General features: G+C 74.0%; 15 protein-coding genes and 1 tRNA gene. 9 read left to right on the top strand and 7 right to left on the bottom strand.

The genetic code is table 11. From position 1 onward, the window contains the following. Positions 1-29: 29 nt before the first annotated feature. Entirely contained in the window at positions 30-335 is a 306-nt protein-coding gene (locus tag JOD46_RS13895) for a hypothetical protein (RefSeq protein WP_239562772.1), read from the bottom strand. Beyond that, the gene (locus JOD46_RS13890) at positions 335-559 is read right to left on the bottom strand and encodes a DUF3107 domain-containing protein (protein ID WP_204395111.1); all 225 of its coding nucleotides are present in this window, start codon (positions 557-559) and stop codon (positions 335-337) included. Before JOD46_RS13890 ends, JOD46_RS13895 begins: the two co-directional genes overlap by 1 nt. Before the next feature lie 93 nt (positions 560-652). Here JOD46_RS13890 and JOD46_RS13885 point away from each other — a divergent pair, with 93 nt between their 5' ends. Then, positions 653-3751, top strand: coding sequence for a UrvD/REP family ATP-dependent DNA helicase (locus tag JOD46_RS13885; RefSeq protein WP_204395110.1), 3099 nt, complete (start codon positions 653-655; stop codon positions 3749-3751). Further along, positions 3748-7110, top strand: a complete 3363-nt coding sequence (locus JOD46_RS13880) for an ATP-dependent DNA helicase (protein ID WP_204395109.1) — start codon at positions 3748-3750, stop codon at positions 7108-7110. Before JOD46_RS13885 ends, JOD46_RS13880 begins: the two co-directional genes overlap by 4 nt. A gap of 12 nt (positions 7111-7122) precedes the next feature. Here JOD46_RS13880 and JOD46_RS13875 read toward each other — a convergent pair whose 3' ends face one another. Next, positions 7123-8331 carry a phosphotransferase gene (locus JOD46_RS13875; RefSeq protein ID WP_204395108.1) on the bottom strand — a complete coding sequence of 403 codons (1209 nt, stop codon included), beginning with the start codon at positions 8329-8331 and terminating at the stop codon, positions 7123-7125. Positions 8332-8416: 85 nt separating this feature from the next. Between JOD46_RS13875 and nudC the strand changes: the two genes are divergently transcribed. Together nudC and JOD46_RS13865 are read left to right on the top strand one after the other, a co-directional pair. Continuing rightward, positions 8417-9415: an NAD(+) diphosphatase gene (gene nudC / locus JOD46_RS13870; RefSeq protein ID WP_307835045.1), complete on the top strand. Its 999-nt coding sequence runs from the start codon at positions 8417-8419 to the stop codon at positions 9413-9415. Beyond that, entirely contained in the window at positions 9412-11223 is a 1812-nt protein-coding gene (locus tag JOD46_RS13865) for an ATP-dependent helicase (protein WP_204396685.1), read from the top strand. The genes nudC and JOD46_RS13865 overlap by 4 nt, the downstream gene beginning before the upstream one ends. 787 nt (positions 11224-12010) lie before the next feature. Here JOD46_RS13865 and JOD46_RS13860 read toward each other — a convergent pair. Next, entirely contained in the window at positions 12011-13405 is a 1395-nt protein-coding gene (locus JOD46_RS13860) for a zinc-dependent metalloprotease (protein WP_204396684.1), read from the bottom strand. A gap of 213 nt (positions 13406-13618) precedes the next feature. On the opposite strand from JOD46_RS13860, the gene JOD46_RS13855 reads away from it, so the two are divergent. The 5 genes from JOD46_RS13855 (at position 13619) to JOD46_RS13835 (ending at position 19415) form a co-directional block, all read left to right on the top strand. Continuing rightward, a complete protein-coding gene (locus JOD46_RS13855; RefSeq protein WP_204395106.1) occupies positions 13619-14749 on the top strand; it encodes a YlbL family protein in 1131 nt (376 codons plus the stop codon). Between the two features lie 152 nt (positions 14750-14901). Then, positions 14902-17808, top strand: a complete 2907-nt coding sequence (locus tag JOD46_RS13850; RefSeq protein WP_204395105.1) for a UPF0182 family membrane protein — start codon at positions 14902-14904, stop codon at positions 17806-17808. Positions 17809-17820: 12 nt separating this feature from the next. Next, on the top strand, positions 17821-18681 hold the full coding sequence (locus tag JOD46_RS13845) for a class I SAM-dependent methyltransferase (RefSeq protein WP_204395104.1): 861 nt from the start codon (positions 17821-17823) through the stop codon (positions 18679-18681). A 48-nt stretch (positions 18682-18729) separates the two neighbouring features. Next, positions 18730-18806 (top strand) — tRNA-Met (locus tag JOD46_RS13840). Between the two features lie 120 nt (positions 18807-18926). Then, positions 18927-19415 (top strand): hypothetical protein, encoded by a 489-nt coding sequence (locus JOD46_RS13835; protein WP_204395103.1) that lies wholly within the window; start codon positions 18927-18929, stop codon positions 19413-19415. 37 nt (positions 19416-19452) lie between these two features. On the opposite strand, the gene JOD46_RS13830 is transcribed toward JOD46_RS13835, so the two are convergent. From JOD46_RS13830 to JOD46_RS13820, 3 genes are all read right to left on the bottom strand, one after another. After that, positions 19453-20052, bottom strand: a complete 600-nt coding sequence (locus tag JOD46_RS13830) for a GNAT family N-acetyltransferase (RefSeq protein ID WP_204395102.1) — start codon at positions 20050-20052, stop codon at positions 19453-19455. Between the two features lie 3 nt (positions 20053-20055). Then, complete coding sequence (helR, locus tag JOD46_RS13825) at positions 20056-22338, bottom strand: RNA polymerase recycling motor ATPase HelR (RefSeq protein WP_307835044.1); 2283 nt, start codon at positions 22336-22338, stop codon at positions 20056-20058. A 103-nt stretch (positions 22339-22441) separates the two neighbouring features. After that, a complete protein-coding gene (locus JOD46_RS13820) occupies positions 22442-23134 on the bottom strand; it encodes a helix-turn-helix transcriptional regulator (protein ID WP_204395101.1) in 693 nt (230 codons plus the stop codon). Between the last annotated feature and the right edge of the window lie 26 nt (positions 23135-23160).

Below are 23160 nucleotides of genomic sequence, written 5' to 3'. Positions count from 1 at the left end.
CGCCCGGGCGTGCCCGCGACCGCGCGGACTCAGCGGTGCGCGAGCCCGAACTTCGCGAGCCGGGCGAAGGTGTCGGCGTCGTCGCGCTCGCGGCGCGGCCCGATCAGCAGCGCCGTCCCGGCCGCGGCGAGGCCGGCGACGACGAGCGAGATCGCCCAGATCCAGCCGCCGTCCCAGGCGAGGCCGAGCCAGGTGAGCGCGACCCACGCGACGGCGGCCACGGCCGCGCCGATCGCGGGCACGAGCACCACGCCGTAGGTGTGCCGGCGGGGCAGCGCGTAGCGCGCGCCGAGGCCGAGGATCGCGCCGCCGAGCGTGACGAAGAGCAGCTCCATCAGCCGACGAACCCGATGCGGCGCGCCTCTTCGGTGCCGATCTCGACATAGGCGAGGGCCGCGGCGGGGACCACGTACACGGTGCCCTTCGCGTCCGTCAGGCGCAGCACCGGCGCCTGGCCGGAGAGTGCCGCGGCGACGGCCTGCTCGACCTCCGCCGCCGTCTGCGAGGTCTCGAACGCGAGCTCGCGGGGGGAGTTCTGGATGCCGATGCGAAGGTCCACGATTCGCCTTTCTGTCGTTGACAGCACACTACGACACGCGGGCGGCGGGCCCCGTCACGTTCACTGTCGGCGGACACGGATACCGTGGGCGGCATGCAGCTCGACGCGCCCCCCGTCCGCTCCGTCGGCGACCTCGTCGGCGAGGGGCACGCCGCCGTCTTCGGGGCGCCCGGCTCGGGCAAGACCCGGCTCGCGATCGAGCTGGTCGCCGAGCGCGTGGCGGGCGGGCTCGACCCCGCCGCGGTGCTCATGCTCGCGGCCACGCGGCGCACGGCGGCGAGCCTGCGCGACGCGCTCGCCGTGCGGCTCGGGCTCACCACGCGCGGGGCGCTCGCGCGGACCGCGAACGCCGTGGCGTACGACCTCGTCCGCGCGCGCACCGGCCGGGCGGTCACGCTCCTCACGGGCGCCGAGCACGACCAGGTCATCGGCGAGCTGCTCGAGGCCCAGGCGCTCGACGGCGGCGGTCCCGACTGGCCCGAGGCGCTCTCCGCCGACGTGCGCGCGCTCCGCGGGTTCCGGTCCGAGCTGCGCGACCTGATGATGCGCGCCGTCGAGCAGGGCGTCGGGCCGGCCGAGCTCGCCGAGCTCGGCCGGCGCGCCGAGCGGCCCGAATGGATCGCCGCGGCGCGCTTCCTCGCCGAGTACGCCGAGGTGAAGGAACAGCTGCGACCCACCCAGTACGACTCGGCCGAGCTCGGCGCCTACGCCGCCGCGATCGTGCGCGGCAGCCTCGACGACCCGCGCGATGCGGCCGCGCTGGGCGCCCTCGCGGGGCTGCGGCTCATCGTGGTCGACGACGCGCAGGAGGCGACCGAGGGCGGCGCGGCACTGCTCGGGGCGTTCGCCGCGCGCGGCGTCGAGATCGTCGCGTTCGGCGATCCGGATGTCGCGAGCAACGGATTCCGCGGAGGCCGCGCCGACCTGCTCGGGTCGCTGTCGGCGGCCCTCGGCGGGTGCGACGTGCGCCGGGTCGAGCTGCCCGTCGTGCACCGCGGCCGCGCCGCGCACCGCGAGCTGTTCGCGCAGGTCGCCGCCCACATCGGCACGGCGCTCGGCGGCACGCACCGGGCGGCCGTGCACGTGGCGGCGCTCGAGCGCGACGGCGACCCGCTCGAGCCGGTCGTCGGCATCGAGGCGTCCTCGCCCGGGGCCGAGGGCGCACAGGTGGCGACCCTCCTGCGCGAGCGCCACCTGCTCGACGGCGTGCCGTGGTCGGCCATGGCGGTCGTGCTCCGCTCGGGTGCCGAGATCCCGTCGTTCGCGCGCGCGCTCGCCGCGGCCGACGTGCCGGTGTCGGGCGGCGTCGCGCGCACGGCGCTGCGCGATGCCCCCGGTTCGGCGGCGCTGCTCGCGGCCGCGTCGTGCGTGCTCGGCCTCGAGCCGCTCTCGCCCGAGTCGGCGACCGCGCTGCTCACCGGTCCGCTCGGCCGGCTCGACCGCGTCGGGCTCCGGCGCCTGCGGCTCGCGCTGCGCCACGAGGAGCTCGCGGCGGGCGGGGTGCGCAGCGCCGACGAGCTGCTCGTCGAGGCGCTCGGCGTGCCGGGCGGCTTCGCCACGATCGACGCGCCGTCCGGCCGGCGCGCGGGGCGCCTCGCCGCCCTGCTCGACTCCGCCCGCCGGTCGGCGGCACGCGGGGCCACCGTCGAGGAACTGCTGTGGCTGCTCTGGCACGACAGCGGGCTCGAGGCGGAGTGGGCGGCGCAGGCCGCCGGCAGCGGCGTGCTCGCCGACGAGGCGAACCGTTCGATCGACGCCGTCGTGGCCCTGTTCGCCGCCGCGCGTCGCTTCGTCGAGCGGGAGCCGGGCGCGCCCGCGCGCCGCTTCGTCGACGAGATGCGGCAGAACGCGCTGCCCGAGGACTCGCTCGCGCCCGAGCGCGGCGCCGACGCCGTGGTGCTCGCCACGCCGCCGGCGCTCATCGGCCGCGAGTTCGACGTCGTGGTCGTCGCGGGCCTGCAGGACGGCGTGTGGCCGAACCTCCGGCCGCGGGGCACGCTGCTCCACGCCGGCGCCCTCGGTCGCGCGGCGGCCGCCGTGCGGGCTGGTGCTCCGTTGCCCGAGCCCGAGAGCGCCTCGGCGGTGAGGGCCGCGGTGCGCGCCGACGAGCTGCGGCTCTTCGCGCTCGCGATCTCTCGGGCGCGGCGCCAGGTGGTGCTCGCCTGCACCGCGACCGACGACGAGCAGCCGTCGGTGCTGATGGGCTTCGCGCCGGCGCGCGTCGCGACGCGCCGGCGGCGGCCGCTGCACCTGCGGGGGCTCGTCGGAGCCCTGCGCCGCGATGCGTCGGCCGGCGACCGCGAGGCCGCGGCCGCCCTCGCACTCCTGGCCGAGCAGGGCGTGCCCGGCGCGCATCCCGACGACTGGTACGGGCTGGCCGAGCCGACCACGACCGCGCCGCTCGTCGACCTCGACGGCGACCCCGAGGCGCTCGTCCCGGTCTCGCCGTCGCAGATCGACCGGGTCGAGGAATCGCCGCTCGGATGGTTCGTCGATCACGTCGCGCAGCCTCCATCGGGTCTCGCAGCCTCGATCGGCACCATCGTGCATGCGGTCGTCGAAGAGGCGGCCGCGAGCGAGGGCGAGGTCGACGTCGAGACGCTGTGGGCGTCGGTCGAGCGGCGCTGGCGCGATCTCCGGTTCGACGCGGGCTGGGTCGCCGAGCGCGAGCGCCGCGGCGCCCGCCGCATGACCGAGGGCGCCGCCGACTACCTGCGCAACGCCGCCGACGACGGCGTCGTGGTGCTGGGCGCCGAGGGGCGGTTCACGCTCGTGCTCGGCCGCGTGCGCATCAGCGGCACGATCGACCGCGTCGAGGCCTCGCCCGACGGCACCACCGTGATCGTCGACCTCAAGACCGGCCGGACGCCGCCGACCGCAGCGCAGACCGCCGCGCACCCGCAGCTGGCCGCGTACCAGCTCGCTGCGCGCGCGGGCGTGCTGCCGAACGCTGGGCGGTTCGGCGGCGCGAAGCTCGTGTACGTGGCCCGCCCGGTCGGCGGTCGGCTCTACACCGAGCGGGCGCAGCAGCCGTTCGACGACGAGGCCGAGGCGGCGTTCCGCGAGCGGCTCGACGAGGTGGCGCGGATCATGGCCGGCGCGGCCTTCGAGTCGCCCGTCGAGCTGGCGCACGGGTCGCGCTTCGGCGACTGGCGGTACCGCGTGCACCTGGTTCCGGCGGTCTCGGCATGAGCGCGCCCCGCACCGCGCGGATCGGCGCCGGCGAGATCGCCCGCCGCCTCGGGCTGCACGAGCCCACGCCCGAGCAGCGCGCCGTGATCGAGGCCGACCCGCACGGCCAGAGCATCGTCGTGGCGGGTGCCGGCAGCGGCAAGACCGAGACGATGGCCAACCGAGTGGTGTGGCTGCTCGCCAACGGGCTGGTCGACGTGCCCGAGGTGCTCGGCCTCACCTTCACGCGCAAGGCCGCCGGCGAGCTCGCCGAGCGCGTGCGCGAACGCGTCGCACAGCTCGTCGCCGAGGGCATCGCCGACGTGCGGCTCGACCCGCTCGAGTCCGCCGCCGTCTTCACGTACAACGCCTTCGCGGGCGCGATCTACCGCGAGCACGCGCTGCGTATCGGCCGCGAGCCCGACGCGGCGATCCTCGGCGAGGCCGCGGCATGGCAGCTCGCGCGCAGCATCGTCGCCGCATCGGCCGACGACCGGCTCGTCGAGCTCGACGCCTCGCTCGACCGCGTCACCGGCGCGGTGCTGAGCCTCAGCCGCGCGCTCGCCGAGAACGTGACCGACAGCGGCGACGTCCGCGCGTTCGCCCGCGAGTTCCTCGCGATGGCCGACCTGCCGATCGAGGCGCCCCGCAAGCGCACGCCGTTCGAGAGCTTCGTCTCGGCCCTCGGCGTCGTCGACGCGCTGCCGCCGCTGCTCGATCTCGCCGACGCATACGCCGCGGCCAAGCAGCGCCGAGGCGTGGTCGAGTTTTCCGACCAGGTCGCCCTCGCGCTGCAGATCTGCACGGCGCATCCCGAGGTGGCCGAGGCGCACCGCGAGCGGTACGCGACCGTGCTCCTCGACGAGTACCAGGACACGAGCGTCGTGCAGACGCGCCTGCTCGCGACGCTGTTCCGGGGCCATCCGGTGATGGCGGTCGGCGACCCCGACCAGTCGATCTACGGATGGCGCGGCGCGAGCGCGGCGAACCTCGCCCGGTTCGCGTCCGACTTCGCGCCCTCGGGCTCGGCGCAGGCCTACGACCTCTCGACGAGCTGGCGCAACCCCGTCATCGTGCTCGAGGCGGCGAACGCCCTCATCGCGCCGCTCGACGCGGGCATCGCCAAGTCGCCGTTGCGGCCGTCGCCGTTCGCCGGGCCGGGCCGGCTCGAGATCTCCTGGCACGAGACGATCGACGCCGAGGCCGCCGCGGTCGCCTCCTGGTTCGCCGAGCGCATGCGGCCCGGCGGGCGGACGGGCGCGCTGCTGTGCCGCACCTTCACCCATGTCGACCTCTTCGCCGCAGCCCTGCGCGAGCGCGGCGTGCCGGTGCACGTGCTCGGCGTGGCGGGGCTCCTCGACCAGCCCGTCATCGCCGACCTGGTCTGCGCGCTCCGCGTGGTGCACGACCCCACCGCCGGCTCCGAGCTGCTGCGCCTGCTCGGGGGCGCGCGATGGCGTGTCGGCACGGCCGACCTCGCCGCGCTCGGCGCGCTCGCCCGATGGCTCGCCGAGCGCGACCTCGCGACGCGCCGCCTCGCCGACGAGGTGCGCCAGGGCATCCGCGGGTCGATCGCGCCCGACGAGTCTCCGTCGATCGTCGACGCGCTCGACTTCGTGCTCACGGCGCCCGACGAGCACCGGGCGCTCGCGGGGTTCACGTCCGAGGGCCTCGCCCGGCTGCGTCGCGCGGGCGCGCAGCTGCAGTCGCTGCGGCGCCGCGCCGGGCTCGGGCTCGTCGACTTCGTGACGCTCGTGCAGCAGGAGCTCCTGCTCGACATCGAGGTCGCCGCCAACCCGGCGCAGCCGCTCGGCGCGGCGAGCCTCGAGACGTTCGACGATCTCGTCGCGGGCTTCGTCGACACGGCCGAGCACGCCACGCTGGGCGCCTTCCTCGGCTGGCTGACCGAGGCCGAGCAGCGCGACCGGCTGAGCCCCCGACAGGACGACCCCGAACCCGGCGCCGTGCAGGTCCTCTCGATCCACGGCTCGAAGGGCCTCGAGTGGGATCTCGTCGCGATCCCGCGCCTGGTCGAGGACGAGCTGCCCTCGAAGCCGCGCAGCGGCAAGGGCTGGCTCGCGTTCGGCATGCTGCCCGACGAGTTCCGCGGCGACCGCGACGAGATCCCCGAGCTCGCCTGGCGCGGCGTGCAGAGCCAGGCCGAGTTCGACGAGTCCGTGCGCGCCTACGCGGCCGAGAACCGCGAACGGCACGCCGAGGAGGAGCGGCGACTGGCGTACGTGGGCGTCACCCGCGCCCGGGCCGAGCTCCTGCTCACCGGGTCGTGGTGGGCGACGCAGAAGTCGCCGCGGCCGCCGAGCACGTTCCTGCGCGAGCTCGTCCTGGTGGGCGTGGCCGATCCGGCCGCACTGCCGGCCGCACCCGAGGAGCCCGAGAACCCGCGCACGGCCGAGGCCTCGCGCGTGAGCTGGCCGCTCGACCCGCTCGGCGTGCGGCGCCCCGCGATCATCCGCGCGGCCGACGCGGTGCGCGAGGCCGCCGCGGGGCCGAGCGGCGCCGGCATCGGGCCGGTGCTCGCCGACGAGATCCGGATGCTGCTCGAGGAGCGTCGCCGGCGTGCCGCCGGGCGCACGGGCGCGGCGGTGCCCACCCGTGTGCCGGCGTCGCGGTTCAAGGACTACGTCGACGACCCCGACGCCGTGGCCGCCGAGCTCTCGCGCCCGATGCCGCAGCGGCCGTATCGCGCGACGCGCATCGGCACGCTCTTCCACGCCTGGGTCGAGCAGCGCTCCATCGGCGGCCCGGCCGGCGCCGGCGGCCCCGCGCCGGTCGCGGGCGGCGCCGACGATCTCGACGCCCTCGACCTCGACTTCGGCCTCGATGCCGAGTCCGCCGACGACCTCGTCGACGATCCGGTCGAGTCGCGCCTCGAACGGCTGCGTGCCACGTTCGCCGCCTCCGAATGGGCCGACCGGCGGCCGGTCGCGGTCGAGCTCGAACTGCACCTGCCACTCGACGAGCACGTGTTCGTGTGCAAGCTCGACGCGGTGTACGAGGTCGACCCCGGGTCCGAGCCGGGGCGGCGCGGCATCCGCTACCAGGTGGTCGACTGGAAGACCGGTGCGGCGCCGCGGGACGAGCGCGAGCTCGAGCTGCGCCAGACGCAGCTGGCGCTCTACCGCCTCGCGTACGCGCGGTGGGCGGACGTGCCCGCCGAGGCGATCGACGCCGTGTTCTACTACGTCGAGGACGACCTCGTGCTCCGGCCCGACCGGCTCTACGACGAGGCGGCCATCCGTCGGGCGTGGGCCGGCGTCGCCGCGCGCTCCGCGGCGTCGGCCGCGGCGGTGGCCGCTGCGGCGGAGCTCGGGAGCTCGGTCGTGCCCACGGCGGTGCGCGACGCGGTCGTCGAGTCGTGAGGCACTCGAGCGTCAGGCGCTCCGGCCGCGCGCGTTCCCCTCGGCGGGCGGTTTCGCGTCGCCCCAGTCGCTGAGGTCGAGGGGGATGGGCGCGGTCGCGTCGAGCGGCGGCGAGCCGGCCGGCTGCTCGGCGCGGTCGGCAGCCCCCTCACCGTCGAGGTGGCGTCGCAGCTCCTCGATGTCGTAGCTGTCGGTGAGCATGGTCGCCCCGGACTCGCGGCCGACCACGTCGCGAGGGGTCTCGTCGAGCAGGCGCTCGACCTCGTCGACGGCGAGGATCGGCCCCGTGTCGCTCGTGAGCGGCTCCGACGAGAGGTCGTGCACGCTCGCGACCAAGCCGTCGAGCAGCCCGACCGCATCCTCGACGACCGCGTCGTCGCGCGTGTCGACGCCGTGCAGGAGCCAGCGCGCGAGCTCGAGCTCGGCATGCAGGAGCGCACGGCGCGCGAGCTCGGCGTCCGCTCCGCCCGAGCGTGCGGTCACGTAGGCCGCGAGCGCCTCCTCGGCGGCGGCCCCGGTCGAGGTGAGCAGCCAGTGCAGGTCGCGCGCGGGATCATCGACGGCGAGCCCCGACCAGCCCACGACGCCCGAGACGCGGTCGCCCTCGATGAGGAACGACTCGGCGCCGAGCTGGCCGTTCACGACGGTCGGCGCGAACCGCCACAGCGTCTCGTCGTCGGTGGCCTCCTCCCAGCGGCGCACGAGTGCGGCCGGCAGGCGGCCGGTGTCGGCCGCCCGGTCGATCACGGCGACCACCGACTCCCGCGCCTCGGCGGCGGTGTGGCGGGGCAGGCCGGCCTCGCCGACGAACCCGGCCGGGAGGGCGTGGATCGCGGCGATCGCGCGGCCGATCTCGGCGGCGAGCGGCGGGTTGGCGGTCAGCTCGTCGGCCGACCGCATCGCACCGGGGATGAACTCGGTCACGATCGCGCGGGTCGGGCCGATCGGCGCCTGCCCCACGTACTGGGGCACCGCGAAGGGCAGCCGGGAACGGATGCCGGGCGTCAGCGCGCGCAGGGCCACGAGGTCGGCGGACTGCTCCGACTCGGCGTTCTGCGAGCGCGGCGCGCGGATGAGGAGGCGACGTCCGTCGACGGCGTGGAGCTCGACGGCGTCGAACGCCCCGCCCGCGCCGCGGGTGTGCGCCCGGGCCGCCCGCACCTCGAGTCCCGCCACCGCGGCCGTGGCCAACGCGGCTAGAGTGAGTGGGGGTCTGGCCATGGCACACAGCCTAAGCAGGTGTTCGCGCCTGCCCGGCGACCGCCACGCCTTCCCGACGACTCCGGCCGCACACGAGAGGGGCACCGTGCTCGATTCCGACGCGCTGCAGGGGCCGGATGCACCGCCGCTCGCTCGCGAGCACCTCGACCGCGATGCCGCGAGCCGCACGCTGCCCGGCCGGCAGGAGGCGTTCGACGCCGACGAGCGCGCGCGCGTGCTCGTCGTGCGCGACGGTCGCGTGCTCCTCGGCGACGGCGACGGCGACGGCGACGACTCGAGACGGCTCGGGCTGCGCCATCCGTCGACCCTGCCCGCGCCCGCGCTCCGCGCGTACCTCGGCCGCACGCTCGACGCCGGCACGGACGGCGCAGGGCGGCCGCTGCCACCGGGGAGCCCGATCGAGGCGTGGGTGCTCGACGACGCCGCCGCGGCCGGGCTCGCCGACCACGAGCGCTGGGCCGGGCTGCGCGCCCTCGCGACCGAGCTCGACGACCGCGATGCGGGCCTCGCGATCGAGGCGGTCGGGCTTGCGAACTGGCATGCGACCCATGCGTTCTGCGCGAACTGCGGCAGCGCGACCGAGGTCGTCACGTCGGGATGGGCGCGGCGCTGCCTCGCCGAGGATCGCCAGCGCTTCCCGCGCACCGATCCCGCCGTGATCGTGATCGTCACCGACGACCATGACCGGGTGCTGCTCGGCTCGAATGCGATGTGGCAGCAGGACCGCTTCTCGGTGCTCGCGGGCTTCGTCGAGCCCGGCGAGTCGCTCGAGGCCGCGGTCGTGCGCGAGATCGCCGAGGAGACGGGGCTCGCGGTCGACCGCGTGGAGTACCTGGGATCGCAGCCGTGGCCGTTCCCCGCGAGCCTCATGTGCGCCTTCCGGGCGCGCGTCGCCGACGGCGCATCGGTCGTCGCGGTGCCCGACGGCGAGGAGATCCTCGAGCTGCGTTGGTTCTCCCGCGACGAGATCACGGCGGCGCTCGGCCGCGTGGCGCTGCCCGGCGGGTCGTCGATCGCGCGCTGGATGCTCGAGCGCTGGTACGGCGGTCCGCTGGACTCGTCGCTCCCGTGGTCGACCTCATGACGGTGGCCGATCCGCTGCTCGCCGCGCTCGACGACGAACAGCGCATCGCGGCCGAGGCGCTGAACGGGCCGGTCCGCGTGCTCGCCGGTGCGGGCACGGGCAAGACGCGGGCCATCACGCACCGCATCGCGTACGGCGTCGCATCGGGCGCCTACGATCCGGCGCGCGTCATGGCGCTCACGTTCACCGCGCGCGCCGCCGCCGAGCTGCGCGCGCGACTGCGTGCGCTCGGGGCCGGCACGGTGCAGGCGCGCACCTTCCACGCGGCCGCGCTCGCCCAGCTCAACCACTTCTGGCCGATCGTCGTCGGCGGGCCCGCGCCGCGCGTGCTCGAGTTCAAGGGCCGACTGCTGGGCCTCGCCGTCGAGCGGTGCCGGCTCCGCGTCGACACCGCCACGTTGCGGGATGTCGCCGCCGAGATCGAGTTCCGCAAGGTCACGGGGCTGTCGATGGAGGAGTACCGGGTGCGGGTCGCGGGTCGCGGCGCGCCCGGCACACTCGACGGCGAGCAGCTCATCGCGCTGGTCGAGGCGTACGAGACGCTCAAGGACGAGCGGCGCATGATCGACTTCGAGGACGTGCTGCTCGCGACTGCGGGCATGATCGAGACCGAGCCCGCCGTGGCCATGCAGGTGCGCGAGGGGTATCGGCACTTCGTCGTCGACGAGTACCAGGACGTCTCGCCGGCGCAGCAGCAGCTGCTCGACCTGTGGCTCGGCGGCCGCGACGAGCTCTGCGTGGTCGGCGATGCGAGCCAGACCATCTACTCGTTCGCGGGGGCGTCGGCCGAGTACCTGCTCGGCTTCGAACGGCGCTACCCCGAGGCCACGCTCGTGCGGCTCGAGCGCAACTACCGATCGACGCCCGAGATCGTCGACGTCGCCAATCGGCTCATGCGCGGACGGCCGGGTGCCCTTCGGCTGGTCGCGTCGCCGCCCGACGGCGGCGACCCGGCGGTGGCGGATGGCGCGGGATCGCCTGCCGGGTCGGTCAGCGGCCGTGGTGCGGCGCCGCACGGACCCGCACCCGAGGTCATCGCCTACCCCGACGAGCTCGCCGAGGCGCGCGGCGTCGCGACCCGGATCCGGGCGCGCCTCGACGCGGGCGTCCCGCCGGAGTCGATCGCGGTGCTGCTGCGCGTGAACTCCCAGTCGGCGCTGCTCGAGCAGGCGCTCGGCGAGGCGGGGGTGCCCACGCGCGTGCGCGGCGCGCGGCGGTTCTTCGACCAGCCCGAGGTGCGCCAGGCGGTGCACGCGATCCGCGCGCAGGCGCTCGCGGCGACCGATGAGCCCGTCTTCAAGGCGGTGAGCGACGTGCTGCGCTCGCTCGACTGGTCGGTCGAGCCGCCGCCCGGCCCCGGTGCGGTGCGGGACCGCTGGGAGTCGCTGAACGCGATCGCACGCCTGGTCGACGACCTGCCGCCGGGCACGACGCTGCGCGCGTTCGCCGACGACCTGCGCGCGCGTGCCGAGGCCCACCACGAGCCCGCGATCCAGGCCGTGACGCTCGCGACGCTCCACTCCGCGAAGGGCCTCGAGTGGGACGAGGTGCATCTCGTCGGCCTCACCGAGGGGATGCTGCCGATCGCGTACGCGACCGGGCTCGAGGGCATCGACGAGGAGCGCCGCCTGCTCTACGTCGGACTCACGCGGGCACGGCGTCGGCTGACCCTGAGCTGGGCGGCGCGGGCCGCCGCGCATCGAGGCGAACGGGAGCCGTCGCGGTTCCTCCGAGAGCTCGACATCCGCACTCCGGATGCGGTGCGTGCGGCCGGCACTCCGGTGGGGGCGGGTCGCCCGCGTCGCTGAGCAGGATCGAGGCGGCGTCCAGCCGCGTGCGCCCGGTGCGCACGAGGTCGTCGACGACGGATGCCGCGAGCCCGAGCGCCGCGTGCTCGGCGCGGGCCGCGCGTGGCGGGGGTGCCGTCGCGGCCAGCTGTGCTGCGATGGCCGGCCACGCGGCATCCGCGTCGCGCCGTTCCAGGTGCACGCACCGCAGGCACGGTCCCGAACCGGGACGCACGAACGGTCCCACCTCGGCGCCGCGCTCGTCGAACACGATCGCGAGGTGCGGCACGTCGGCCGAGAGCCACGGGAGGTGCGCGCCGGGCGGGATCACGCGCTCGCCGATGAGGACCGCCGCGTCGACGTCGCGGGGTGCGATCGCGGCGTCGACGGGGTGATGCCCGAGGCGCACGAGGAGCGCGCCGAGCGCCGCGACCCGCTCTGCGCCGCCGTCGACGGCCACGACCGCCGGCCGGGACGCCGGGCCGTGCCCGTCGGGGAGGCCGTCGGGCGCGAACGCGGGTCGGAGGGTGTCGATCAGGGCGTCGACCTCGGCCTCGGTCGCGCCGAGCGCCGTGCCGATCGTGCGCAGCGTCGAGCGCGACGCGCCGGCCGCGAGCGCGCGCAGCAGGCCGAGCTCGGCGGGGCCGGGTTGGCGGAGCACCGCGACCGCGTTCGCGCCGCCGAGCTGCAGCTCGCAGGGCGAACGCCAGACGAGTGGGAGGGAGGGGTCCAGGCGCGGCGTCATGCGGGAAGCATGCCGCAGCGCGCGCGACCGCGTCGGTCCCCGTCCACAGGCGGGGGAGCGGAGTCAGCCCCGGCCCGGCTCCTCGCCCGGGGTCTCGCCCGGCTCGTCGCCGCCGTGTTCGTCGCCCGACCCGGCGTCCGGCTCCTCCTCGGAGCCATCGCTCGGCGCCGCGCCCGGCGTCTCGCCGCGCAGCAGCGCCTCGAGCGCCTCGTCGAACTCGGCATCGGCCTCGCCGGCCGCCTGGCCGCCCGCCTTCAGGCGTGCCGCGAGCGGCGCGGGATCGTCGAGGTCGGCGGCGGTCGGCAGCAGGTCGGGGTGCGCCCACAGCGCGTCGCGCGCCGCGACGCCGACGGCGTCGGTGACGGCCCGCCACATCGCCGCGGCGTCGCGCAGGCGCCGGGGGCGCAGTTCCAGGCCGACGAGCGTGGCCAGGGCCGACTCGGCGGGGCCGCCGGTCGCGCGCCGGCGCCGGATCGTCTCGGCGACGGCGTCGGACTTCGGCAGCCGCGACGTGGCATCCGCGGTCACCACGTCGACCCAGCCCTCGACGAGCGCGAGCATCGTCTCGAGCCGGCCCAGCGCGGCCTCCTGCTCGGCGCTCTTGGGCCGGAGCAGCGCGCCGTTCGCGACGGCGTCGCGGAGCTCGTCGGTATTCGACGGGTCGAAGCCCTCGGCGAGCTCCTCGAGCCGTTCGACGTCGACGTCGATGCCCCGGGCGAACGCGGTGATGGCCGTGATGAAGTGCAGCCGCAACCAGCGCGCGTGGCGGAAGAGCCGGGCGTGCGCGAGTTCGCGCACCGCGAGGTAGAGCTCGATCTGGTCGCCGGGGAGGTCGAGGCCCTCGCCGAACTCGGCGACGTTCTGCGGCAGCAGCGCGGCCCGCCCGTCCTCCAGGAGGGGGATGCCCACGTCGCCGCCCGAGACCACCTCGGTGGCGAGCTGGCCCACGACCTGTCCGAGCTGCATGGCGAACATCGCGCCGCCGATGCCCCGCATCATCCGGCTCGCGCCCTGCACCATCGAGCGGAGTTCCTCGGGGGCCTGCTGGCTCATCACGCGCGTGAGCGAGTCGGCGATGCTGAGCGCCACGGGCTCGGCCAGCTGCGACCAGATCGGCATGGTCGCCGCCGCCCACGACCGGCGGGTCATCAGTTCGGGCGTACCCGGGAGCGAGGTGACATCCACGACCTCGTCGAGCCAGAGCGCCGCGAGGTCGAAGGCCGCGTCGAGCCGCTCGGCCTCGGCGGGATCGACCTGGCGCTGGCCGGCCGACGCGCGCTGCTCGGCCTGCCGCAGGGCGAGCGACCAGTCGATGCCCTCCTCCTCGGAGCGCTGCATGGCCTGCTGGAGCTGGCTGAAGATGGCGGCGAGGCTCGCGGGGTCGTTCGGCAGCCCGGCCGCGCTCGCGAGCTTCGACGCGTCGATCCCGCCCGATCCGGACAGGAGCTCGCGGAGCATGTCGCGGAACTCGTCCTCCGGGTTCCGGTCGCGTTCCTCGTCGCCTTCGGCCACTCGGGCCACCTCCCTCGCTCGGCATTCCACGGTACCGCCGCGGCCCCGGTTCCTTCCCGGGAAATGGCCTAGGCTGACCTTCCGGGTGTCCGCCCGTCGCGAACAGCGCCGGCCCCGGGTGGGGGTCCGCCATGCGGTGCCCGGGAAGGATGTCGGGGCATGTCGCTGTTCGGGCCCGAGACGGATGACGCGTCGGGGGGCCTCGGATCCGCCGGCCCGGTTCCGGGGCGCCGTTCCCGTCGCGAGCGCATCGGGTGGACCGCGGTCGCGATCGCGGTCGTCATCGGCCTCGTCTTCGCGCTGCTGCCCTCGCCGTACGTGATCCAGCAGCCCGGCCCGGTGTTCGACACGCTCGGCACGACCGAGGTCGACGGCGAGGACGTGCCCCTCATCACGATCCCCGACGAGGAGACCTTCCCGACCGAGGGCACGCTCGACCTGCTGACCGTCTCGGCGGTCGGCCGGCCCGGGGCCACGCCCGGCTGGCTCGACGTCGCGGCCGCGTGGTTCGACCCGCGCCGGGCGGTGGTGCCCGTCGAGACGCTGTTCCCGCCCGGCCTCAGCGAGGAGGACCGCGACGCGCAGAACACCGCGCAGATGGTCGACTCGCAGCAGGATGCGATCGCGGCGGCGCTCGTCGAGCTCGGATACGACTTCCCGCGCGACGTCGTCGTGCAGTCGGTGGCCGAGGGCGCGCCGGCCGAGGGCGTGCTCGAGGAGGGCGACGTCATCCTCGGGGTCGACGGCACCGAGGTCCACTCGGTCGACGAGCTGCGCGACGCGCTGCGCGAGCACGGCACCGACACGCCCGCGCAGCTCGCCGTGCGGCGCGACGGCGAGACCGTGCAGCTCGAGGCGACGCCCGAGGCGATCGAGGGGCAGGCCGTGCTCGGCGTCGGCGTGCGCATGCACTACGAGTTCCCGATCGACGTCGAGATCCGCCTCGACGACGTCGGCGGCCCGAGCGCGGGCATGATGTTCGCGCTCGGCATCGTCGACAAGCTGACCCCGGGCGCGATGAACGGCGGCGAGAACGTCGCGGGCACGGGCACGATCGACTCCGACGGCTCGGTCGGGCCGATCGGCGGCATCCGGCAGAAGCTCTGGGGTGCCGAGGGCGAGGGCGCCGACTGGTTCCTCGCGCCCGAGGCGAACTGCGACGAGGTCGTCGGACACGTGCCCGACGGTCTCGAGGTGTTCGCGGTGTCGACGCTCGACGACGCGCGGAGCGTCGTCGAGGCGATCGGCGAGGGCGGCGACCTCTCCTCGTTCGCCCGCTGCGAGGGCTGACGGCGGCCGTCGGCGCGCGCGGTGCGGCGCCTCGGATCGGCGCGGAGGCCCGCAGCCGTTTCCAAGTCTGGCGACCCTAGGATGGGAATCCGACCCCGCCCCGACCCCGAATGAGGCCGAGAGTGTCCACAGCACAGCCGCAGGAACCGAGGATGCCGCGCCGTCGCGCGCCGATCGCGATCACGATCGGCATCGTGGGTGCGCTCGTGGTGGCCTTCTTCGTCTTCGCCGGCATCTATGCCGACGTCCTCTGGTACCAGCAGCTCGGCTTCGTCGAGGTCCTGGCCACCGAGTGGATCGCGCGCGTCGTGCTGTTCGTCATCGGGTTCCTCGCGATGGCCCTTCCCGTGTGGATCTCGATCCAGGTCGCCTATCGCACGCGCCCGGTCTACGCGAAGCTGAACTCCCAGCTCGACCGCTACCAGGAGATCTTCGAGCCGCTGCGCCGCCTCGCGATGTACGGCATCCCGATCGTGCTCGGCGTGTTCGCGGGCGTCTCGACGGCCAGCCGCTGGGACTCCGTGCTCGTGTGGCTCAACCGCACGCCCTTCGGCACGAAGGACGCGCAGTTCGGGCTCGATGTCGGCTTCTACGTGTTCGAGCTGCCCTTCTACCGCTCGATCGTCGGGTTCGCATCGGCCGTGGTGCTGCTCTCGGGCCTGCTCGTGATCGCGACGAACTACCTCTACGGCGCCATCCGCGTCAACGGCCGTGAGCTCGTCGTGTCGAAGGCCGCGCGCATCCAGATCGCCATCACCGCCGGCGTCTACCTGCTCCTGCAGGCCGTGAGCATCTGGCTCGACCAGTACGCCACCGTCACCGAGGTCGGCTCGCTCATCACCGGTGCCTCCTACACCGACGTGAACGCGACCATCCCGGGGCGGCAGATCCTGTCGGTGATCGCCGCGGTCGTGGCCGTGCTGTTCCTGATCACCGCGATCCTCGGCCGCTGGCGCCTGCCGCTCATCGGCGCCGTGCTGCTCATCGTGTCGAGCCTGCTCATCGGCTCGCTCTACCCGTGGGTCGTGCAGCGATTCCAGGTCGACCCGAGCGCGCGTGCCCTCGAGTCGCCCTACATCACCCGCAACATCGAGGCGACCCGCGATGCGTTCGGGGTCGCCGACATCGAGGAGATCCCGTACGAGGCGAAGACCGACGCCGAGCCGGGCGCGCTGCGCTCCGACGCCGAGACGACGGCGAGCATCCGCCTCATGGACCCGGCCGTGATCAGCCCGGCGTTCCGCCAGCTCGAGCAGTTCCGCCAGTACTACCAGTTCCCCGAGACGCTCGACGTCGACCGCTACCAGATCGACGGCACCACGCAGGACACCGTCGTCGCCATCCGCGACCTCAACCTCGAGGGCCTCGGCGATGCGCAGACCTGGTTCAACAACCACCTCGTCTACACGCACGGGTACGGCCTGGTCGCCGCGGCCGGCAACCAGCGGTCGAGCGACGGCCAGCCGGTGTTCATCCAGTCGGGGATCCCCTCGACCGGCGACCTTCCCGAGTTCGAGCCGCGCGTCTACTTCGGCGAGAACTCGCCCGAGTACTCGATCGTCGGTGCGCCCGAGGGCGAGAAGCCGATCGAGCTCGACTTCCCGGCCGGCGGCGAGGGCAACCCGCAGCAGACGACGTTCCAGGGCGACGGCGGGCCCAAGCTCGACAACCTCTTCACCAAGCTCGTCTACGCGCTGAAGTTCCAGTCGGAGCAGATCTTCCTCTCCGACCAGGTCAGCAACGACTCGCAGATCCTCTACGACCGCTCGCCGATCGAGCGCGTGCAGAAGGTCGCGCCGTTCCTGACCCTCGACAGCGACACGTACCCGTCGGTCGTCGACGGGCGCATCGTGTGGATCGTCGACGGCTACACGCTCTCCGACCAGTACCCGTACTCGAACAAGGTCAGCTACAGCGAGGCGATCTCCGACAGCGAGGGCGTGCAGCAGCCGCTCGCGTTCGATGAGGTCAACTACATCCGCAACTCGGTCAAGGCGACCGTCGACGCGTACGACGGCACCGTGAAGCTCTACGCGTGGGACACCGAGGATCCGATCCTCAAGACCTGGGACAAGATCTTCCCCGAGGCCATCCAGCCGATGAGCAAGATGTCGGGCGAGCTCATGAGCCACGTGCGCTACCCGGCCGACCTCTTCAAGATGCAGCGCGCCGTGCTGGGCCGCTACCACGTGACCGAGGCCGACGCGTTCTACTCCCGCGAGGACGCGTGGACCACGCCGAAGGACCCGACGCAGCCCTCCACGACCTCGCTGCTGCAGCCGCCGTACTACCTGACGATGCAGATGCCCGGTCAGGAGGCCCCGACGTACTCGATCTACTCGACGTTCATCCCCGAGGCCCGGGGCACGCAGAGCCGCAACGTGCTGCGCGGCTACCTCGCGGTCGACTCGAACGCCGGATCCGAGGACGGCACCCGGGCCGACGGCTACGGCAAGCTGCGGCTGCTCGCCCTGCCGGAGGACGACAACGTGCCCGGTCCCGGCCAGGTGCAGAACACGTTCAACTCCGACCCGACCGTGTCGCAGTCGCTGAACCTGCTCAAGCAGGGCCAGTCCGACGTGATCAACGGCAACCTGCTCACCGTGCCCGTCGGCGGCGGCCTGCTGTACGTGCAGCCCGTCTACGTCCGGTCGACCGGCGAGACGAGCTATCCGGTGCTGCAGAAGGTGCTCGTGGCGTTCGGCGACCAGATCGCCTTCCAGGACACGCTCGACGAGGCGCTGAACGTGCTGTTCGGCGGCGACTCGGGTGCGGCGGCGGGCGACGAGGAGGTCCAGCCGACCGAGCCCGGCACCACGCCCGACACGGGCGGCGGCACCGGCGGCACGACCGACACCGAGCTGCAGTCGCTGCTGAACCGGGCCCGCCAGGCGCTCGAGGACAAGCAGCAGGCGCTGCAGGACGGCGACTGGGCCGCCTACGGCAAGGCCGACGCCGAGCTCGCCGAGATCATCTCGGAGCTCATCGTGCTGGCCGACGAGGGCAGCACCGAGGCACCCTCGACCGAGCCGCCGGCGACCGAGGCGCCGCAGGGCTGATCGGAGTCGGCGATGACGGATCTCACCGCGGGCGAGTGGCTCGAGGGCAACCGCGCGAACTGGGATGAGCGCGTCCCGGTGCACGTGGCCTCCGAGTTCTACGACCGCGCTCGGCTGCGCGACGGCGGCAGCGTGCTCGACCCGATCGCCGCGGCCGGCGTCGCCCGGCTGTTCCCCGATGGCCTCGAGGGCGTTCGCGTGCTGCACCTGCAATGCCACTTCGGCTCCGACACGCTCTCGCTCGTGAACGCGGGCGCGACCGCGGTCGGACTCGACTTCTCGCGCCCGGCCGTCGAGGAGGCGCGACGGATGGCCGAGGAGCTCGGCGTGGCCGATCGCGCGCGCTTCGTCGAGGCGAACCTCTACGACGCGCGTCATCGACTGCCCGAGCCCGAGTCGTTCGATTTCGTGTTCACCACGTGGGGCACGATCGGCTGGCTTCCGGATGTCGCGGAGTGGGCCCGGATCATCGCCTGGTTCCTCAAGCCGGGCGGGCGCCTGTACTTCGCCGACGGACACCCGGCCGCGTTCGTCTTCGACGGCGACGGCGGCCCTGACGGCATGCCGACGTTCTCGTTCCCGTACTCCTCGGCCGAGGTCGTCGAGTTCGAGGACCCGGGCGACTACGCCGACCCCGAGGCGCGACTGGCGAACGCGAAGACGTTCGAGTGGACCCACCCCGTGAGCGAGGTGCTGCGCGCATTGCGCGACGCCGGCCTCGTGGTCGAGGAGTTCGAGGAGCGCTTCCAGGTGCCGTTCCGGATCTTCCCGGTCGTCGTCGAGCAGGGCGACGGCATGTACGGCTGGCCGGCCGAACCGTGGCTCCCGCTCTCGTACGAGATCGTCGCCCGGCGCGACGCGCCCGGGCGCTGAGCCCGATTCGACGGCCCCCGGAACCCGTGCTAGTGTTATCTCTTGTGCCGCGGGGTGGAGCAGTTCGGTAGCTCGCTGGGCTCATAACCCAGAGGTCGTAGGTTCAAATCCTGCCCCCGCAACCAAAGTGAGAAGTCCCGGAAGCCGTCAGGCTTCCGGGACTTCTTCGTTTTCCGGCCGTGCACGGTCTCTCCCGGGACCTTGGCCCGTCCCGCGGAGGCCTCAGCGCGAGCACCATTGGCGCCATGTCCACGGATCCGCGGCGGGGTGCCGCATCGCGACCATCCCGGCCCGGGCCGGCCGGGCGCCGGTTCGGCTACGCCGTCGCGGTGATCGTGAATGTCGCGCTGCTCGTACTCGTGAACGTGTGGCCGACCTGGCGGGAGGTCCCGTTCCTCACCGAGGCGATGCTCGAGGTGCTCGGCCTGGTCAACCTGGGGCTGATCGTCGGCGCGATCGCGAACCTCGTCGACCTGGTCTTCGATCGGCGCTGGATCCGAACCGCGGGAGACCTCGTCGGCTCGGTCATCGCGGTGATCACGCTCTGGCGCTTCTGGGAGGTGTTCCCCTTCGACTTCCCCGACACCGGGTTCGACTGGGCGCTGCTCGTTCGCATCCTGCTGGTCGTCGCGATCATCGGCACCGTGATCGGCGTCGTCGTGCAGGCCGTGATCCTGGTCCGCGTCGTCCTCGGGCGGCCCGCCCGAGGAGAGCCGGGCGAGCCGACGTCGTGACCCGCCCGACCGTCGCGGGCAGAACGCTTCGCGGCGATCAACGAGTGGATCGACGGCGCCAGTCGTCGCGTGTGAGCTCGTATTCGACGTCGCGCATGCCTGCGGCCGACTCGTCCTCGGCAGGCACGTACGAGCGCACCATGCGCATGCCGAGAGTGCGCAGCAGCGCGCGAGACGGCGCGTTGTCGATTCGTGTCTGTGCGATCACCCGCTGGATGCCCACGGTCTCGAACCCGTGCGTGAGAACGGCACGGCATGCCTCGCCGGCAAGCCCCCGACGCCAATATCGGCGTCTCAGGCGGTATCCGAGGTCAGCGACATCCGGGTCATCCGGCTGGTCGGGCCCGTGGGCCGGCGGCAGCATGATGAGCCCGACGAATCCATCCGCTCGTCGTGGCGAGCCCCCGTCGAGCCCTTCTGCCGAGAATGCGATCCAGAAGCCGAGACCGGGAATCCGCGCGGTCAGTTGCATCCGCCGCTCGTGGCTCGCGATGACCTCCTCGCGGCTGCGGGCCCGTCCGCCGAGGTATCGGAGGACTTCGGGATCACTGTCGAGCTCCAGTTCGAGCTCGACATGCTCGTCAGCGAGGGGCAGCAACACCAACCGATCCGTCTTCAGTGTCGCGTGTCCGTCCACGACTCACCTCCTGGCCACCTCATTGCGCGGAGCACCCATGCTCGCACCGACGCCTCGGGGATCGCGAGGGTCTTGACCTCGTGGAGCGTCGGAGAGCATCACGAGACGCCCCGTGGCGCGCGTCATCGCGACGTACCGGTCGACCGCGCCTTCGATGCCGGGTCCGAACGAGTCGGGGTCGACGAGCACGACGAGGTCGAACTCGAGCCCCTTCGCGAGCTCCGGGGTGAGCGAGCGGATGCGGCCCGGGTCCGGCAGCCCCGCGGGCTCGAGCGCCGGCCGAGCGATCACGCAGGCGGTGCCCTCGGGGTGGGCGTCGAGCCATCCGTCGAGGATCGACCGCAGGTCGGCGACCGCGCCGTGCGCGACCGGGACGCCGGTGCGGCGGACCGAGGTCGGCACGTTCGCGTCGGGCATCGCGGCGCGGATCACGGGCTCGGCCGCGGCCATGACCTCCTCGGGCGTCCGGTAGTTGATACTCAGTCCGGCGACGGTCACGCGATCGATGCCGGCGCGGGCGAGCCGCTCGGGCCACGAGTCGGGGAACCCGTGCCGTGCCTGCGCGCGGTCGCCGACGATCGTGAGGCTGCGGGAGGGGCACCGTCGCAGCAGCATCGTCCACTCCGCGTCGGTCAGCTCCTGCGCCTCGTCGACGATCACGTGCGCGAAGGGGCCGGCGAGCAGGTCGGGGTCCGCCTGCGGCAGCGCCTGCTCGTCGACCAGCGTCCGCTGGAGGTCGGCGCCGCGCAGCATCGACATGACGGCCATCTCGGAGTCGTCGGCCGCGATGAGGTGCTCGAGCACCATCTCGCGCTGTTCGCGTTCCGAGGCGAGCGCGAACTCGCGGCGCCGGCGCCGGGCGGATGCCTCGGGGTCGCCGATGCGCAGGCGGGCGGCATCGAGCAGCGGCAGGTCCGCAGCGGTCCACGCCCTGGGATCCTCGCGCTGCAGCTCGCGGATCTCATCGGGAGCGAGCCACGGCGCGCACGCGCGCAGGTAGGCGGGCACCGACCAGAGGTCGGCCACGACTCCCGCCGCGTCGAGCAGCGGCCACGCCCGGGCGAACACGCGGCGCAGCTCGCCGTCGCGCTGCAGCGCACGGCGGAACACCGCCTCCGGAACCTCCTCGTCGCGCTGGTCCATGAGGCGGTCGATGAGGGCGTCCCACACCTCGTCGCGCGCCTCGTTGTGCGGTGTGCCGGGCTCCGGCGCCGCGAACGCCTCGGCCCAGTCGACGGGGTCGACCCCGACGTCGACGTGGTCGGTCTCGACGGTCATCGCCACGGCGGGCGGCCTTTCGTAGTACGCGATCGCCGCCTCGACCGCACCGACGAGCGCCGCCGAGGACTTCAGGCGCGCCGCCTCGGGCGTCTCGGGCCGGAGGGCCGTGCCGCCCTCGGGCACGAGGTCGGCCAGCGTGCACACCTGCACGCCCTCCTCGCCGAGACCCGGCAGCACGTCGGCGACGTAGTCGAGGTAGGGGCGGCTCGGGCCGACGACGAGCACGCCGCCGTGCCGACGGCCGAGGCGCGGGTCGGCATAGAGCAGGTAGGCGGCGCGGTGCAGCGCGACGACCGTCTTGCCCGTGCCGGGGCCGCCGTCGACGACGAGCGCGCCGCGCGAGCCCACCCGGATGATGGCGTTCTGGTCGGCCTGGATGGTGCCGAGCACGTCGCGCATGCGCTCAGAGCGGTGCTCGCCGAGACTCGCGATGAACGCCGACTGGTCGTCGAGCGCTGCGGCGTGCTCGCGCAACTCGTCGTCGGTGAACACCTCGTCCCAGTAGTCGGTGATCCGCCCGCGGGTCCACCGGTATCGGCGCCGGCGGACGAGCCCCATGGGCTCCGCGTGCGTCGCCGCGAAGAACGGCTCGGCGGCGGGGGAGCGCCAGTCGACGAGCAGCCGGCGGCCCGACGCATCCGCCAGCCCGAGCCGCCCGAGGTAGACGGGGTCGTCGCCGTCCGAGGCCAGGATGTGGCCGAGGCAGAGGTCGAGGCCGAACCGTCGCAGCGCGCGCAGCCGCGCGGTGAGCCGGTGGATCTCGAGGTCGCGGTCGAGCGCCTGCTGGCCGTGGCCGCCGCGTTCACGGCGCACCGCGTCGAGCCGGGAGGCGACCTCGTCGATCGAGCGCTCGAGGCTGGCGGAGATCGCCGAGAAGTGGCGTTCGTCATCGGCGATCAGGGCCGGGTCGGCCTTGCCGGCGAGGTGGTCGGGAAGGGCGAATGCGGAGTGGATCACGAGCTCCTCGGTAGTGGAATCGCTGGTCAGCCGACCATTCTGCGTCACCACCGGGCCCTTGCCGCAAGCCCCGGGTGCGCCGGTAGACTGGAAGTGCAGACGGGAAGGCCCCGGTCCGATCGGACCGGGGCCTTCCGTCGTACGAGGCGGCTCAGCTCGTCGCGCCCACTGCGGCGCCGGGGAGCCGGACGCAGCAGCGTCCGGCTCCGGGATCGGCGATCACCTCCGCGGCGCCGGGTGCCGCCCCGGCGATGCCCTCGACGAGCGCGCGGTTGAGCCGGCAGACGAGTGCGGTGTGCTTCCGGGCCAGCGCGTGGAACGGGCAGTTGCCGAACACGACGTCCGCTCCGTCCTCGACGGGCTCGAATCCGGCCTCCTCGAGCGCCGACCGGAACGAGTCGCTTCCCGCGGCCAGCGCACCGCCCTCGCGCTCGGCGAGGTCGTCGAGCGCCGCTCCGACGTCTCCGCCGGTGGCGGCGGCCCGCTCGATCGCCCCGGCGAGCAGGTCGGCCAGCAGGTCGTAGTGCCGCTCGGGGATGGCCAGGTTCAGTTCGTCGTCGGCCCGGCCGTACAGCTTCGCCGGGCGCCCCGCGCCGGGCCCGCTGCGCCCGCTGATCCGGCGGTAGTGCACCTCGACGAGTCCCTCGTCGGCGAGGCGGTCGAGATGGAACGCGACGGTGCTGCGCGAGAGCCCGACGGCGGCGGCCGCCGCGTCGCGCGAGACGGGCTCGGTGCTCCGGGCGACGAGCTCGTAGAGTGCGAGTCGCGCCGGGTCGGACAGCGCGGTGACCGCCCTGATCCGCCGGGACCGCGCTGCGGCTCCTCGAGCGCCCTGCTGCTCCACGCGCTCAGTGTACTTCTAAAACGAGC

The organism is Agromyces aurantiacus, assembly GCF_016907355.1.
GTDB classification, from domain to species: domain Bacteria; phylum Actinomycetota; class Actinomycetes; order Actinomycetales; family Microbacteriaceae; genus Agromyces; species Agromyces aurantiacus.
Note: the sequence above shows the minus strand (reverse complement) of the source record. Positions and strands in the feature narration are given on the sequence as shown.

Bases quoted from the DNA above. Each gene is read 5' to 3' on its own strand.
- JOD46_RS13885 (WP_204395110.1), top strand. From the start codon at position 653: ATGCAGCTCGACGCGCCCCCCGTCCGCTCCGTCGGCGACCTCGTCGGC.
- JOD46_RS13865 (WP_204396685.1), top strand. From the start codon at position 9,412: ATGACGGTGGCCGATCCGCTGCTCGCCGCGCTCGACGACGAACAGCGC.
- JOD46_RS13860 (WP_204396684.1), bottom strand. From the start codon at position 13,405: ATGCTCCGCGAGCTCCTGTCCGGATCGGGCGGGATCGACGCGTCGAAG.
- JOD46_RS13850 (WP_204395105.1), top strand. From the start codon at position 14,902: ATGCCGCGCCGTCGCGCGCCGATCGCGATCACGATCGGCATCGTGGGT.
- JOD46_RS13845 (WP_204395104.1), top strand. From the start codon at position 17,821: ATGACGGATCTCACCGCGGGCGAGTGGCTCGAGGGCAACCGCGCGAAC.
- JOD46_RS13835 (WP_204395103.1), top strand. From the start codon at position 18,927: ATGTCCACGGATCCGCGGCGGGGTGCCGCATCGCGACCATCCCGGCCC.
- JOD46_RS13855 (WP_204395106.1), top strand. From the start codon at position 13,619: ATGTCGCTGTTCGGGCCCGAGACGGATGACGCGTCGGGGGGCCTCGGA.
- JOD46_RS13880 (WP_204395109.1), top strand. From the start codon at position 3,748: ATGAGCGCGCCCCGCACCGCGCGGATCGGCGCCGGCGAGATCGCCCGC.
- JOD46_RS13895 (WP_239562772.1), bottom strand. From the start codon at position 335: ATGGAGCTGCTCTTCGTCACGCTCGGCGGCGCGATCCTCGGCCTCGGC.
- JOD46_RS13875 (WP_204395108.1), bottom strand. From the start codon at position 8,331: ATGGCCAGACCCCCACTCACTCTAGCCGCGTTGGCCACGGCCGCGGTG.